Here is a 14,360-nt window from a genome sequence, read left to right as displayed (position 1 = left end):
GCTCGAACGGACGTCACTGCGTCGTCCACCGCCCCTCGGGTCACAGCCGTAGCACCGCCCGGCCCCCCGGAGGCGTGCCACCTCGTGCCGTGCGGGAGAATGGGGTACGTGACTCGGATCGTGATCATCGGTGGCGGACCCGGCGGATACGAAGCGGCCCTGGTGGCCGCTCAGCTCGGCGCGGAGGTGACCGTCGTCGACGCCGACGGTCTGGGCGGGGCGTCGGTGCTGACCGACTGCGTGCCGTCGAAGACCCTCATCGCCACGGCCGAGGTGATGACCACCTTCGACTCCTCCTACGAGGAGCTGGGGATCATCGTCGCCGACGACACCCCGCCGCTGGAGCAGTCGGCCCGGGTCGTCGGGGTGGACCTCGACAAGGTCAACCGGCGTGTCAAGCGCCTCGCGCTCGCGCAGTCGCACGACATCACCGCCTCCGTCACCCGCGCGGGCGCCCGCGTCCTGCGCGGCCGTGGCCGCCTGGAGGGCATGCAGGCCCTCGACGGTTCACGGAAGGTCGTGGTCCGGGCGGTCGACGGGACCGAGGAGACGCTCGTCGCCGACGCGGTGCTCATCGCCACCGGCGGTCACCCCCGCGAGCTGCCCGACGCCCAGCCCGACGGCGAGCGCATCCTCAACTGGACCCAGGTCTACGACCTGCGGGAGCTGCCCGAGGAACTCATCGTGGTCGGCTCGGGCGTCACGGGTGCCGAGTTCGCCGGCGCCTACCAGGCCCTCGGTTCCAAGGTCACCCTCGTCTCCTCCCGGGACCGCGTGCTGCCCGGTGAGGACCCCGACGCCGCCGTCGTGCTCGAGGACGTCTTCCGGCGCCGCGGCATGAACGTCATGGCCCGCTCCCGCGCCCAGTCCGCCAAGCGGGTCGGGGACCGGGTCGAGGTGACCCTCGCCGACGGGCGGGTCATCACCGGCTCGCACTGCCTGATGGCCGTCGGCGCCATCCCCAACAGCGAGGGCCTCGGCCTGGAGGAGGCGGGCGTCAGGGTCCGCGACTCCGGGCACATCTGGACCGACAGGGTGTCCAGGACGACGGCTCCGGGCGTGTACGCCGCCGGTGACGTGACCGGTGTCTTCGCCCTCGCCTCCGTCGCCGCCATGCAGGGCCGTATCGCCATGTATCACTTCCTCGGCGACGCGGTGGCCCCGCTCAACCTCAAGACCGTCTCCTCCAACGTCTTCACCGACCCCGAGATCGCCACCGTCGGCTACACCCAGGCCGACGTGGACTCGGGCAAGATCGACGCGAAGGTCGTCAAGCTGCCGCTCCTGCGCAACCCGCGCGCCAAGATGCAGGGCATCCGCGACGGCTTCGTCAAGATCTTCTGCCGGCCGGGCACGGGGATCGTCGTCGGCGGTGTCGTCGTGGCGCCGCGCGCCTCGGAACTCATCCACCCCATCTCGATCGCCGTCGACAACAATCTGACGGTCGAACAGATCGCGAACGCGTTCACCGTGTACCCGTCCCTTTCGGGGTCGATCGCCGAGGTGGCACGGCAGTTGCACACGAGGAAGACGGGCGGCGAGATCTGACGGCCGGAATCGACTCCCCGCTGGTCACGGGGAGTTGCGGCCCGTGCGGGTGGCATAGGCAACAGAACTAGGCCCCTATACCACTCCGCACCCTGCTGTGCGAACAACTTCTATTATTCGGCGCAAAGAGCTGAAAGCAGACGGTCGCCCGCGTTACTGTCAGTTTCGTGTTCGCTGCAGAACGTCGCCAATTGATCCTCGAAATGGTGCGAGCGAACGGGGCCGTGTCGCTCCGTGAGCTCGCCCGCGTCGTCCAGACCTCCGAAGTGACCGTACGGCGGGACGTGCGCGCACTGGAGGCAGAAGGACTCCTCGACCGCCGGCACGGCGGTGCGGTACTGCCGGGCGGTTTCACGCGGGAGTCCGGCTTTCCGCAGAAGTCCCATCTCGCGACCGCCGAGAAGACCGCCATCGCCGACCTCGCCGCCAACTTCGTCGAAGAGGGTGAGGCCATCGTGGTCGGGGCGGGAACCACCACCCAGGAGCTGGCCCGCCGGCTCGCCCGGGTGCCCGGACTCACCGTCGTCACCAACTCGCTGCTGGTCGCCCAGGCGTTGGCCCATGCCAACCGGGTGGAGGTCGTGATGACCGGCGGCACCCTCAGAGGGTCCAACTACGCCCTCGTCGGCAGCGGGGCCGAACAGTCCCTCCAGGGGCTCAGGGTCTCCCGGGCCTTCCTCTCCGGGAGCGGCCTCACCGCCGAGCGCGGGCTCTCCACGTCCAACATGCTGTCGGCGTCGGTCGACCGGGCCCTCGTCCAGGCCGCCGCCGAGGTCGTGGTCCTCGCCGACCACACCAAGCTGGGCACCGACACGATGTTCCAGACGGTCCCCACCGACGTCATCACCCGCCTGGTCACCGACGAACCGCCCGCCCACGAGGACCGCGCCCAGACCGAGTTGCAGGCCCTGGCGGACCAGGGGGTGCAGATCGCCGTGGCCGGGGCGTCGGGAAGCCCGGGGGGTGACACGGTCCCGGCACGCCGTCAGCAGCAGCGCCGGGACGTCCCTCTCCCGGCCCCCCGCCGGGGTCAGGTCCCCGGCACCTCGTCGGGCCTCCGCCCGGCCGCGGTCCTGGGCGAACAGTCCCCGGGCCAGGAGCGCGCACGCGTGGCCGACCTGCGCCGGCGGTGAGTCGGGAGACCCTGCCGGGCACGTGAGGGTCGCCGGTCACCGCGCCACGCCCGGTCCGACGCCCGTCGAGCAGGCGGTGCCGTCTCCGCCCGAGCGCCGCCCGTCGGACGCTCGGCGGCGCGGGGCCGCGTCCGCCATGCGGCTCCGCCGGGTGAGGAACCTCGACCTCCGCCCCTGCGGAAGCGCTGGCAGCGCACGCCGCCCGGGGCGCGGCCCTGGCGCGGGTACTGGTCGAACGGGGTCGGCTTCACCGTCTCCTCGCCGGGTCTGCCGACCCGCACGGCGAACAGCGAGCCCTTCCCGGAGGACGGGGACGCCAAGCGCACCAGGCGCTGCGCCGGCACCCGGAGGCGTCGGCCGGGTCGGACCTACCCGACCACGGTCGCCGGGCACGCCCTCGTCCGCGACGGGCAGCACCTCACCGGGCACGACCAAGACCTCCGCGGCTTCACCAGCGGCACATCGCCCTCGTGCGCCACGAACTGGATCAGCGTGAGCGGCTGCGGATGCTCGCCGCCGCGGCCGCCGTGGAACCGCTCGGCCGCCCTGGAACCGGTCGGCGGCCCCGGACGGGCGTCACCCGTCGCCCGGCCCGTCGGTGACGGCCGGGCACAGCCCCCCGACGCCACCGCCGCCGGCTTCCTCACCGCCGTACGGGACGATCCCCGGCTCGGCGGTCGTGCGTCGTTCACCGCGCGGGACACCGAGGCGCGGTACGTCCGCCGATCGGGGCCGCCCAGGCACCACCCGTGCTGCCGCCTGCCTCTCGGGCGCCACCCCGGAGCGGGAACACCGCGTCGTGTGCCACCTCCCCGGCGGCGGCACCTTCACCTGACGGGCGTCGGCTCCGGCGCCGCGCGGGCCGGTGACCACACGGCACGGCACCGGCTGCGTCCGGAGTCCCGGACCGCCGTCACCGTGCGGCTGGCCACCGTGCCGGCATGTGCCGCGACGCGCGCCGGAAACGGTGCTGACTCGCTCCCTCTGCCCGGCGGCCCCGCACCGTGCCGGGGACGGGAAAGAACGAGGCGCCCGGTGGACCGACGTTCAGGTCCACCGGGCGCCTCGACGCGGGTTCGGGCTCAGTCCTTGATCTCGCAGATCGCGGCGCCGGAGGTGATCGACGCGCCGACCTCCGCGGAGAGGCCCTTGATGGTGCCGGAGCGGTGCGCGTTCAGCGGCTGCTCCATCTTCATCGCCTCCAGGACGACGACCAGGTCGCCCTCGTTGACCTCCTGGCCCTCCTCGACGGCGACCTTGACGATCGTGCCCTGCATCGGCGAGGTGAGGGTGTCGCCGGAGGCCACCGGGCCGGACTTCTTCGCCGCCCGGCGCTTCGGCTTGGCGCCCGCCGCCAGACCCGTACGGGCCAGGGTCATGCCGAGCGAGGCCGGGAGGGAGACCTCCAGGCGCTTGCCGCCGACCTCCACGACGACCGTCTCACGGCCGATCTCCTCGTCCGCCTCGGCGTCGGTGGGGGAGGCGAAGGGCTTGATCTCGTTGACGAACTCGGTCTCGATCCAGCGGGTGTGGACCGTGAACGGGTCGGTGGAACCGGTCAGCTCGGGCGCGAACGCCGGGTCCCTCACCACCGCGCGGTGGAACGGGATCGCCGTGGCCATGCCCTCGACCTGGAACTCCTCCAGGGCGCGGGCCGCCCGCTCCAGGGCCTCCTTGCGGGTGCGGCCGGTGACGATCAGCTTGGCCAGCAGGGAGTCCCAGGCCGGGCCGATGACCGCGCCGGACTCCACGCCCGCGTCCAGGCGCACGCCCGGACCGGACGGCGGGTCGAACGCGGTGACCGTGCCGGGAGCCGGGAGGAAGTTGCGGCCCGGGTCCTCGCCGTTGATGCGGAACTCGAAGGAGTGGCCGCGCAGCACCGGGTCGCCGTAGCCGAGCTCCTCGCCGTCGGCGATGCGGAACATCTCGCGGACGAGGTCGATTCCGGCGACCTCCTCGGTGACCGGGTGCTCCACCTGGAGACGGGTGTTGACCTCCAGGAAGGAGATCGTGCCGTCGAGGCCGACCAGGAACTCCACCGTGCCGGCGCCGACGTAGCCGGCCTCCTTCAGGATGGCCTTCGAGGCGGAGTACAGCTCGGCGACCTGTGCCTCGGAGAGGAACGGCGCCGGGGCCTCCTCGACCAGCTTCTGGTGCCGGCGCTGGAGGGAACAGTCACGGGTGGAGACGACCACCACGTTGCCGTGCTGGTCGGCGAGGCACTGGGTCTCGACGTGGCGCGGCTTGTCGAGGTAGCGCTCGACGAAGCACTCGCCCCGGCCGAAGGCGGCGACGGCCTCACGGACGGCGGAGTCGTACAGCTCGGGCACCTCTTCGAGGGTGCGGGCCACCTTCAGGCCGCGCCCGCCACCGCCGAAGGCGGCCTTGATCGCGATGGGGAGCCCGTGCTCCTTCGCGAAGGCCACGACCTCCTCGGCGCCGGACACCGGGTCGGGCGTACCGGCGACCAGGGGCGCGCCGGCGCGCTGCGCGATGTGACGGGCCGCCACCTTGTCGCCGAGGTCGCGGATGGCCTGCGGGGGCGGGCCGATCCAGATCAGGCCGGCGTCCAGGACCGCCTGGGCGAATTCGGCGTTCTCCGAGAGGAAGCCGTACCCGGGGTGGATGGCGTCCGCGCCGGACTCACGCGCGGCGGTCAGGACCTTCTCGATGTCCAGATAGCTGGTCGCCGGAGTGTCACCGCCCAGGGCGAACGCCTCATCCGCGGCGCGGACATGCAGAGCGTCCCGGTCCGGGTCCGCGTAGACGGCAACGCTCGCGATACCGGCATCCCGGCAGGCCCGGGCCACGCGGACTGCGATTTCGCCACGGTTGGCGATGAGCACCTTGCGCACGATTGAGGCTCCCTCCTTGAAACAAGCCGAGTTTAGGGACTGCCGACACGGCTCTTCGACCCGTCCCCAGAGGTGAGCTTGCCCACACGGAGCGTGATGCGAGGCTCACTCGACCGCGAAATCCCTTGTAGTACCGCCGTACGCAGCACTCCTCCCGGAAACCCTAGCCCCCTACTGTGGCCAAGGTCTCTGTGAGGGCGTGCTGCGGCCCACTTCGTTTCTTTGTCGAGTCCCTACGAATGGCCCAACGATTCTTTGCCGCGCGCAGAACCCTTGTCCCCGGGTTTACCCGTTAGTAGCGTTCACGATGTCTCGAACGTACTTGGGGTAACAGCAGTCCTGCTCGGGCTGGGGCGAAAGTGGGTGGGACCGGTGGTCCGCAGACCGGTGGCAGCGATCGTGGCGGTCGTGCTGTTCGTCGAGGCGCTCGGCGTGGCGGCGCTGAACTGGTTCCTCGGGGTCGTCGTGGACCGGCAGGACATGTCGCTGGCCGGCCTGGACCCGCACATGATGTCGACCTCGTCGAAGATCGGCGGGATCGTCTTCGGCCTCTACTTCGCCCTGTGCGGCCTGGTCGCCCTGCTGGTGGCGATACGCCACCGGCCGCCCGCCGGTCTCGGCCGCGTCCTGCTGATCTCCGCCGCGGTGGTGCACGGGCTGCTGGGCGCGTTCGCCTGGGGGCTGGTGGGCTGGCCGGCGTTCCTGTTCATGGTGGTGGTGCTGGCGCTGATCGTGCTGCTGCTGATGAGCCAGGACCACCGGGAGGGGCCGGCCGGCGCGGAACCGGGGACAGTCCCGGCCGGCGGCCCCGAGGACGAGGGTCCCGCCCCGGTCAGCGGTCCGCCGGCGCCCACAACTCCGTGATGCCGACCCCCAGTTGCGCCAGCAGGCGGCGGACCAGGGGCAGGCTGATGCCGATGACGTTGCCGTGGTCGCCGTCGATGCCGTCGATGAACGGGGCGGAACGGCCGTCGAGGGTGAACGCCCCGGCGACGTAGAGGGGCTCGCCCGAGGCGACGTACGCGGCGATCTCCTCGTCGGTCGGCTCGCCGAAGCGGACGACCGTGGAGGCGGTGGCCGAGGCGTACCGGCCGCTGACGGTGTCGTAGACGCAGTGCCCGGTCTGCAGCGTGCCGGCCCGTCCCCGCATCGCCTTCCAGCGGGCGGTGGCCTCCTCGGCGTCCGCCGGCTTGCCCAGCGCCTCGCCGTCCAGGTCGAGGACCGAGTCGCAGCCGATCACCAGGGCGCCCTTGACCTCGGGCTTCGCGGCCACGACGGAGGCCTTCGCCTCGGCGAGGGCCAGCGCCAGCTCGGCCGGGGTGGGGGCGGTGACGGCGTCCTCGTCGACCCCGCTCACGATCACCTCGGGGTCGAGCCCGGCCTGCCGCAGCAGGCCCAGACGGGCGGGGGACTGGGAGGCGAGCACGAGTCGACGGCGCGGCTGATCAGTCATGCGGTCAGCGTATCGCCGACCCCGGTCCGGGCCGCGGTCAGCGGAGGCCGAGCACGATCATCGCGATCACCATGGCCAGCGCCAGGAAGAGGCCGAGCCGCCTCAGTGTCTCCTCCATGGCACGGAGTTCGTCAGGCGGCTCGTTCTTCGGGTCGGACCACAGCATGGCTCCAGCGTGCGGGAGGCTGCCGCCGGGGCGCCTGAGTACGCGTACTCAAAGTGCCGGCCCGCAGCACGGCGGCTGCGGGCCGGTGGAGGGCTGGGCGCGCCCGCGCGGCGGGACCGCATGCCGATGCGGCCCCGCGCCGGGTGGCCGGCTGCCCTCAGCTCGGCCAGTAGGTGCGGGCCCATGCCGACCGGCCCGGTGAGGGCAGGCGGTGGGCCGCGATGCGGGACGGGTCCGACCAGGAGTCGCGGGAGCGGGGCGCGCCGGACGGCGTGGCGGACGCCGCCGCGGCGCGGGCCCTGACCACCGCCAGTGCGGCGGCCAGCTCCTCCGGGGTCGGGTTGCCCCGTACGACCTTGATCACAGCGGCTCCTTACAGGGGGATGTTGCCGTGCTTCTTCGGAGGCAGGGATTCCCGCTTCGTACGCAGTTGACGCAGGCCGCGCACGATGTGCCGGCGGGTGTCCGACGGCATGACCACCGCGTCGACGTAACCGCGCTCGGCCGCGACGTAGGGGTTGAGGAGGGTGTCCTCGTACTCCTGGATCAGCCGGGCGCGGACCGCCTCGACGTCCTCACCGCTCGCCGCGGCCTCGGCGATCGTGCGGCGGTGCAGGATGTTGACCGCGCCCTGCGCGCCCATGACGGCGATCTGGGCGGTGGGCCAGGCCAGGTTGAGGTCGGCGCCCAGGTGCTTGGAGCCCATGACGTCGTAGGCGCCGCCGAAGGCCTTGCGGGTGATGACCGTGATCAGGGGGACGGTGGCCTCCGCGTAGGCGTAGATCAGCTTGGCGCCGCGGCGGATGATGCCGTCGTGTTCCTGGTCGACGCCGGGCAGGAAGCCGGGGACGTCCACGAAGGTGATGACGGGGACGTTGAAGGCGTCGCACGTCCGGACGAAGCGGGCGGCCTTCTCGGAGGCCTTGATGTCCAGGCAGCCCGCGAACTGCATCGGCTGGTTCGCGACGATCCCGACCGGGTGCCCCTCGACCCGGCCGAAACCGGTGAGGATGTTCGGCGCGAACAGCGGCTGCGTCTCGAAGAACTCGGCGTCGTCGAGGACGTGCTCGATCACCGTGTGCATGTCGTACGGCTGGTTCGCGCTGTCCGGGACGAGCGTGTCCAGCTCCAGGTCCTCGTCGGTGACGGAGAGGTCCGCCTCCTCCGGGAACGCCGGGGCCTCGCTGAGGTTGTTTGACGGCAGGTACGACAGCAGCTGCTTGACGTACTCGATGGCGTCCTTCTCGTCGCCCGCCATGTGGTGCGCCACGCCCGACGTCGAGTTGTGGGTGCGGGCACCGCCCAGCTCCTCGAAGCCGACGTCCTCGCCGGTGACCGTCTTGATGACGTCCGGGCCGGTGATGAACATGTGCGAGGTCTGGTCGACCATGACCGTGAAGTCGGTGATCGCGGGGGAGTAGACCGCGCCGCCCGCGCAGGGCCCGACGACGAGCGAGATCTGCGGGATGACACCGCTGGCGTGCGTGTTGCGGCGGAAGATCTCGCCGTACGCGCCCAGCGAGGCCACGCCCTCCTGGATGCGGGCGCCGCCGGAGTCGTTGATGCCGATGACCGGGCAGCCGGTCTTCAGCGCGAAGTCCATGACCTTGACGATCTTCTGGCCGTAGACCTCGCCCAGGGCGCCGCCGAAGACGGTGAAGTCCTGGGAGAAGACGGCGACGGGCCGGCCGTCGACCGTCCCGTACCCGGTCACCACGCCGTCTCCGTACGGGCGGTTCTGCTCCAGCCCGAAGTGGGTGGAGCGGTGGCGGGCGAACTCGTCGAGCTCGACGAACGAGCCCGCGTCGAGAAGGAGTTCGATGCGCTCACGGGCCGTCAGCTTGCCCTTGGCGTGCTGCTTCTCGACGGCGCGTTCGGAGCCGGCGTGCGTCGCCTCCTGGACGCGGCGCTGGAGATCCGCGAGCTTTCCCGCGGTCGTGTGGATGTCGGTCTCTTCCGGCTCGGACATCGGGATGCGGCTCCCTGCCTGCTCAAACGGGGGGACGGTTACTCATCCGTAGCGTAGTGGTGCGCCTACCAATCGGCAGTGCGGCGTTTACCACACCTAGGGTGGCTTGCATGACGCCGCGAGATGCATCAGACGCCCACAACAGCCGGTGGTCCGACCTGGACCGCCCTCCCCTCAACGCCCTCGCGCTGCGGCGCGGGCTCGTACGGGAGGGCGGGCTGTGGCGCGACGTGGCGGTCGTGCAGCGGACCGGGTCCACGAACTCCGATCTCGTGGCCCTGGCGGCCGCGGGCAAGGCGGACGAGGGCTCGGTGCTGGTGGCCGAGGAGCAGACCGCCGCGCGGGGGCGGCTCGACCGGCGCTGGACGGCGCCCGCCCGGTCCGGGCTCTTCTTCTCCGTGCTGCTGCGGCCGGCCGGGGTGCCGGTGGAGCGGTGGGGCTGGTTGCCGCTGCTGGCGGGGGTGGCGGTGGCCACGGGGCTGTCGCGGGCCGCGGGCGTCGACACGGCGCTCAAGTGGCCCAACGACCTGCTGGTGACCGTGGGCGGGGAGGAACGCAAGGCCGGCGGGATCCTGGCGGAGCGGGCCGGGGCGGACGGCGTGGTCCTGGGCATCGGCATCAACGTCTCGCTGCGGGCCGACGAGCTGCCGGTGCCGCAGGCGGGGTCGCTGGCGCTGGCCGGGTCGGTGAGCACGGACCGGGACCCGCTGCTGCGGGCCGTGCTGCGGTCGCTGGAGGAGTGGTACGGCCGGTGGCGCACCGCCGGGGGCGATCCCGCGGTGAGCGGGGTGCAGGAGACGTACGCGGCCGGGTGCGCGACGCTCGGGCGGATGGTGCGGGCGGAGCTGCCGGGGGAGCGGTCGGTGGTGGGGGAGGCGGTGGCGGTCGACGGCGACGGCAGGCTGGTGATCGCCACGGAGAACGGCGTACAGGAGCCGGTGGGTGCGGGGGACATCGTGCACCTGCGGCCGGCGTGAGGGGTACGTCCGGTCCACCTGACCGAGTGAGCTGGCGCACACCTGCCGTAGAGTTGAGGCCGGTCGATACCTGACCGCGATAGATCGGAAGGGCAGCAGGCGTGACCGTCGACGACACGGGCTCCGGCGCGGGCGCGGACGGCCGGGTGGACCCTCCCCCGCTCTCGAGTTCGCTCGAGCAGGGGGACGCCCACGCCGCCGAATCCGGCGATGACCCGCTCGCCCTGCGTCTGGAGCAGCTCATCCTCGGCGCCGAGCGGCGCTACACCCCGTTTCAGGCGGCCCGCAGCGCCGGTGTCTCCATGGAGCTGGCGTCCCGTTTCTGGCGGGCCATGGGCTTCGCCGACATCGGGCAGGCCAAGGCCCTCACCGAGGCCGATGTGCTGGCTCTGCGGCGGCTCGCCGGTCTCGTGGAGGCGGGGCTGCTGAGCGAGGCCATGGCGGTGCAGGTGGCACGGTCGACCGGGCAGACCACCGCCCGGTTGGCGGAGTGGCAGATCGATTCCTTCCTGGAGGGGCTGACCGAGCCTCCCGAGCCGGGCATGACCCGCACCGAGGTCACGTATCCGATCGTCGAGCTGCTGCTGCCGGAGCTCGAGGAGTTCCTGGTCTACGTGTGGCGCCGGCAGCTGGCCGCCTCGGCCGGACGGGTCGTGCAGGCCGCGGACGACGAGGAGATGGTCGACCGGCGGCTCGCGGTCGGGTTCGCGGACCTGGTCGGGTTCACCCGGCTGACCCGCCGTATGGAGGAGGAGGAGCTCGGCGAGCTCGTCGAGGCCTTCGAGACCACCGCCGCCGACCTGGTCGCCGCGCGGGGCGGGCGGCTCATCAAGACGCTGGGCGACGAGGTCCTGTACGCCGCCGACGACGCCGGGACCGCCGCCGACATCGCGCTGCGTCTCGTGGAGACGATGAGCAACGACGAGACGATGCCCGAGCTGCGCGTCGGCATGGCGTTCGGGACGGTGACCACCCGGATGGGCGATGTGTTCGGTACGACCGTCAACCTGGCCTCGCGGCTGACGTCGATCGCGCCCCGGGACGCCGTCCTGGTCGACAGCGCGTTCGCGGAGGAACTCATCCGTACCGGGGACGCGCCCGCCTCGGAGGCGGAGGCAGCGGAGGAGGCGGCCGCCGCCGAGAAGGAGGGCGAGGAGCCGCCCGTCTACCGGTTCGCGCTCCAGCCGATGTGGCAGCGGCCCGTGCGTGGGCTCGGTGTCGTCGAGCCCTGGCTGCTGACCCGCCGGGACGACGGCGGCGAGTGACCCGGCCGGGGCCTCGGCCGTGTCCTTGGGACCGTCCGACGAGTGTCACCCACGCTCGTGATCGGCGTCGTCAGGGCATGGGCGCGTCGAGCGGGTCCACGCACAGCCCGATCACGGGGACGCACAGGGCCGGCCGGCCGGGCTGCTGCGGTGGGGCGGCGGGCGCCGGGGAGGTCGGCGTGGACCTCGGCGGCGGAGTCGACGCGGGCCGCGGACGGCTGCTCGCGGTGGGCGCGGGGGCCCGGGTCGCGGCCGGTGACGGGCTGACGCGGGGGACCGCCGGGGTGTAGGTGGCGCCCGGGGTGAGGGCGACGGACGTCGGTGCCCCGGGGCTGCCCGGGACCAGGGCGACCTCGGGCACCGGGCGCGCGCTCGCCCCGCCCACGGTGGCGGAGGCCGTCGGGACGGTGGCGCCCGCGTGGGTCGGGCGGTCGGTGTCCGGGTCCGCGCCCGTGACAGGGGCGGGGCGGGGTCCCGCCTCCGCGGTGCCGAGGCCGCCGACGCCCGGGTCGGGCACCATCCGGAGGAACCCCAGCACACCGGCGGCCAGTGCGAGGCCGCCCGCGGTGACCAGCGCCTTGCGGGGGCGGGGGCGGCGGTGCCGGCCCCGGGAGGCGGCCCGGAGACGAACGGACTCCGCCTGGGTCTCGTCGGTACCGATGCCTCGTCCGGTCGGCGTACTCACCGGTGTGCTCGTCATCGCGTTCCCTCCCCGGTGCGGTTCGCGCCCCCGATGCGCCGGGGCGGCCGCACCTTATGCGCTCCTCTGGGCGGTCGGGTGGGAGTTGGGCGGGATGTCACTCGAACGGGTGGGCGGGTGGGAATGTGGCGAACGGGCGGGCGGCGACGCGGCTACGGGGCGGCCCTCGCCCGCTCTTTCCCCGGCGCACCCGGCCTGCGATGATCGGTCGAGCGGGAAGGTTAACCCGCGTTAACCTGCTTCGATCCGGAGGGTGTCATGAGCGAGGAGCGGTTCGGGGAGTTCGTGCTGGTGCGGCGGCACGGGGACGGGCATGTCGCGGAGCTGGCCCTGGACCGGCCCAAGGCCATGAACGCCGTCTCGACCGGGATGGCCCGCTCCATCGGGGCGGCCTGCGCGGCACTGGGGGACGACCGGGACGTACGGGTGGTCGTGGTGACCTCGACGCACGAGCGGGCCTTCTGCGTGGGGGCCGACCTGAAGGAGCGGAACTCGTTCAGCGACGCCGAGCTGGTGCGGCAGCGGCCGGTGGCGCGGGGGGCGTACACCGGGGTGCTGGAGCTTCCGGTGCCGACGGTCGCGGCGGTGCACGGGTTCGCGCTGGGGGGTGGGTTCGAGCTGGCGCTGGCGTGTGACGTGATCGTGGCCGACCGTACGGCCGTGGTGGGGCTGCCCGAGGTGTCGGTCGGGGTGATCCCGGGCGGTGGGGGGACGCAGCTGCTGCCCCGGCGGGTGGGGGCGGCCCGGGCGGCCGAGCTGATCTTCAGCGCCCGGCGGGTGGAGGCCGCGGAGGCGCGGGAGCTGGGGCTGGTGGACGTACTGGTGGAGGAGGGGAAGGACCGCGAGGAGGCGTTGGCGCTGGCCGCGCGGATCGGGGCGAACTCTCCGGTGGGGCTGCGGGCGGCCAAGCGGGCCCTGCGACTCGGGCAGGGGCTGGACCTGCGGGCCGGGCTGGAGGTCGAGGACGCGGCGTGGCGGTCGGTGGCCTTCTCGGGGGACCGGGCGGAAGGGGTGGCGGCGTTCAACGAGAAGCGGAAGCCGCAGTGGCCGGGGGAGTGACAGGGATCCGAGGGGCGGGCGCGGTGCCGTCACTCCAAGCGCCCCCCGGTGTCCCCTTGCTGGGTAAATGTCCCTAGCCTGATGAAATGGGTGACGACAGACGCCTCGCGGCCGTGGTGGCGCTGGCGCAGGGGATGGCGGCCGCGCACACGCCCCAGGAGTCGTGGCGGGCGGCGGCGCTCGGGGCGTGCCGGGCGCTGGCCGGTGCGTTCGCCGCGCTCTCGGTGTGGGAGCGGGACCTCGGCCGGCTGCGCGTCCTCGTGAACGTGGGGGACCGGGCACCGGACGAGGAGGAGTTCCCGGACGGCGAGGCCTATCCCGTGCACCAGTTCCCGGAGATCACCGAGTTCCTGCACGAACGCTGGGTGGCCGGCGGTGAGCCCAACGCCTGGGTGGAGACGGCGGAGGGGCCGGCCGCCGGGCGGCCCGGCTACTGCCACCAGCGGGTCGCCGCCCTGCGCCGGCGCGGGCGCGGCTCCTGCGTCGTCGCGCCGATCGTGCTGCACGGCCGCGCCTGGGGCGAGCTGTACGTGGCCCGCTCCACCGGCACGCCCGTCTTCGACCGCGCCGACGCCGACTTCGCCACCGTCCTGGCCGCCGTCGTCGCCGCCGGGCTGGCTCAGACCGAGCGGCTGGAGGAGGCCCGCCGACTCGCCTTCACCGACTCCCTCACCGGCCTGGCCAACCGCCGCGCCGTCGACGTACGGCTGGAGGAGGCGGTCGAGCGGCACCGGGCGCGCGGGGACGTGGTGAGCCTGGTCGTGTGCGATCTCAACGGGCTCAAGCGGGTGAACGACAGCCAGGGGCATGCGGTCGGGGACCGGCTGCTGGAGCGGTTCGGCTCGGTGCTGTCGCTGTGCGGGGCCATGCTGCCCGGGGCGCTGGCCGCCCGGCTGGGCGGGGACGAGTTCTGCCTGCTCGCGGTGGGGCCGTCCGCCGACGACGTGGTGAAGGTGGCCGACGAACTGTGCCGCCGGGCCGCCGAGCTGGAGCTCGGGGAGGGAGTGGCCTGCGGGGTCGCCTCCACCCAGGACCCCATCGGGCCGGTGCGCTCCGCCCGGCGGCTGTTCCGGCTCGCGGACGCCGCCCAGTACCGGGCCAAGGCCCTCCGGGCCGCCCGGCCGGTCGTCGCCGGGCGGGCGGGGCCCGACGACCCCGTCGTACGCCTCGCCGACGAGCCGCCCCAGGGGCCGGCCGTCGAGCGGCGCAGGTTCCGGGGGCGGCGGGACTGAGGT

At 73.1% G+C, this 14,360-nt stretch carries 13 protein-coding genes; 7 read left to right on the top strand and 6 right to left on the bottom strand.

Annotation, left to right across the window (positions count from 1 at the left end; genetic code table 11):
• Positions 1-99 precede the first annotated feature (99 nt).
• Together ACF1A1_RS15385 and ACF1A1_RS15380 are read left to right on the top strand one after the other, a co-directional pair.
• Positions 100-1,548: an NAD(P)H-quinone dehydrogenase gene (locus ACF1A1_RS15385; protein ID WP_392000113.1), complete on the top strand. Its 1,449-nt coding sequence runs from the start codon at positions 100-102 to the stop codon at positions 1,546-1,548.
• A 167-nt stretch (positions 1,549-1,715) separates the two neighbouring features.
• Entirely contained in the window at positions 1,716-2,681 is a 966-nt protein-coding gene (locus tag ACF1A1_RS15380) for a DeoR/GlpR family DNA-binding transcription regulator (RefSeq protein ID WP_392000112.1), read from the top strand.
• 1,082 nt (positions 2,682-3,763) lie between these two features.
• Here the strand turns inward: ACF1A1_RS15380 and ACF1A1_RS15375 are convergent.
• Positions 3,764-5,536, bottom strand: a complete 1,773-nt coding sequence (locus ACF1A1_RS15375; RefSeq protein ID WP_392000111.1) for an acetyl/propionyl/methylcrotonyl-CoA carboxylase subunit alpha — start codon at positions 5,534-5,536, stop codon at positions 3,764-3,766.
• A 372-nt stretch (positions 5,537-5,908) separates the two neighbouring features.
• On the opposite strand from ACF1A1_RS15375, the gene ACF1A1_RS15370 reads away from it, so the two are divergent.
• Entirely contained in the window at positions 5,909-6,400 is a 492-nt protein-coding gene (locus ACF1A1_RS15370; protein ID WP_392000109.1) for a hypothetical protein, read from the top strand.
• On the opposite strand, the gene ACF1A1_RS15365 is transcribed toward ACF1A1_RS15370, so the two are convergent.
• From ACF1A1_RS15365 to ACF1A1_RS15350, 4 genes are all read right to left on the bottom strand, one after another.
• Entirely contained in the window at positions 6,369-6,989 is a 621-nt protein-coding gene (locus tag ACF1A1_RS15365; RefSeq protein ID WP_392000108.1) for a Maf family protein, read from the bottom strand. The two genes, ACF1A1_RS15370 and ACF1A1_RS15365, sit on opposite strands and share 32 nt — an antisense overlap.
• A gap of 37 nt (positions 6,990-7,026) precedes the next feature.
• Entirely contained in the window at positions 7,027-7,155 is a 129-nt protein-coding gene (gene mmpB, locus ACF1A1_RS15360) for a morphogenic membrane protein MmpB (RefSeq protein WP_392000107.1), read from the bottom strand.
• 157 nt (positions 7,156-7,312) lie between these two features.
• Entirely contained in the window at positions 7,313-7,519 is a 207-nt protein-coding gene (locus tag ACF1A1_RS15355; protein WP_392000105.1) for an acyl-CoA carboxylase epsilon subunit, read from the bottom strand.
• A gap of 9 nt (positions 7,520-7,528) precedes the next feature.
• Complete coding sequence (locus ACF1A1_RS15350) at positions 7,529-9,124, bottom strand: acyl-CoA carboxylase subunit beta (protein WP_392000104.1); 1,596 nt, start codon at positions 9,122-9,124, stop codon at positions 7,529-7,531.
• A 110-nt stretch (positions 9,125-9,234) separates the two neighbouring features.
• Between ACF1A1_RS15350 and ACF1A1_RS15345 the strand changes: the two genes are divergently transcribed.
• Complete coding sequence (locus tag ACF1A1_RS15345; RefSeq protein WP_392000102.1) at positions 9,235-10,101, top strand: biotin--[acetyl-CoA-carboxylase] ligase; 867 nt, start codon at positions 9,235-9,237, stop codon at positions 10,099-10,101.
• A gap of 101 nt (positions 10,102-10,202) precedes the next feature.
• A complete protein-coding gene (locus ACF1A1_RS15340) occupies positions 10,203-11,366 on the top strand; it encodes an adenylate/guanylate cyclase domain-containing protein (RefSeq protein ID WP_392000100.1) in 1,164 nt (387 codons plus the stop codon).
• 70 nt (positions 11,367-11,436) lie between these two features.
• On the opposite strand, the gene ACF1A1_RS15335 is transcribed toward ACF1A1_RS15340, so the two are convergent.
• Positions 11,437-12,066 (bottom strand): hypothetical protein, encoded by a 630-nt coding sequence (locus tag ACF1A1_RS15335; RefSeq protein ID WP_392000099.1) that lies wholly within the window; start codon positions 12,064-12,066, stop codon positions 11,437-11,439.
• A 258-nt stretch (positions 12,067-12,324) separates the two neighbouring features.
• Between ACF1A1_RS15335 and ACF1A1_RS15330 the strand changes: the two genes are divergently transcribed.
• Positions 12,325-13,125 (top strand): enoyl-CoA hydratase/isomerase family protein, encoded by an 801-nt coding sequence (locus ACF1A1_RS15330; RefSeq protein ID WP_392000097.1) that lies wholly within the window; start codon positions 12,325-12,327, stop codon positions 13,123-13,125.
• Between the two features lie 86 nt (positions 13,126-13,211).
• The gene (locus ACF1A1_RS15325) at positions 13,212-14,357 is read left to right on the top strand and encodes a diguanylate cyclase domain-containing protein (protein ID WP_392000095.1); all 1,146 of its coding nucleotides are present in this window, start codon (positions 13,212-13,214) and stop codon (positions 14,355-14,357) included.
• The last annotated feature ends 3 nt before the right edge of the window (positions 14,358-14,360 follow it).

It is taken from the genome of Streptomyces sp. NPDC014995 (assembly GCF_043080745.1).
GTDB lineage: Bacteria > Actinomycetota > Actinomycetes > Streptomycetales > Streptomycetaceae > Streptomyces.
The sequence above is the reverse complement of the archived record's forward strand: the minus strand, read 5'-3'. Positions and strand labels throughout refer to the sequence as shown.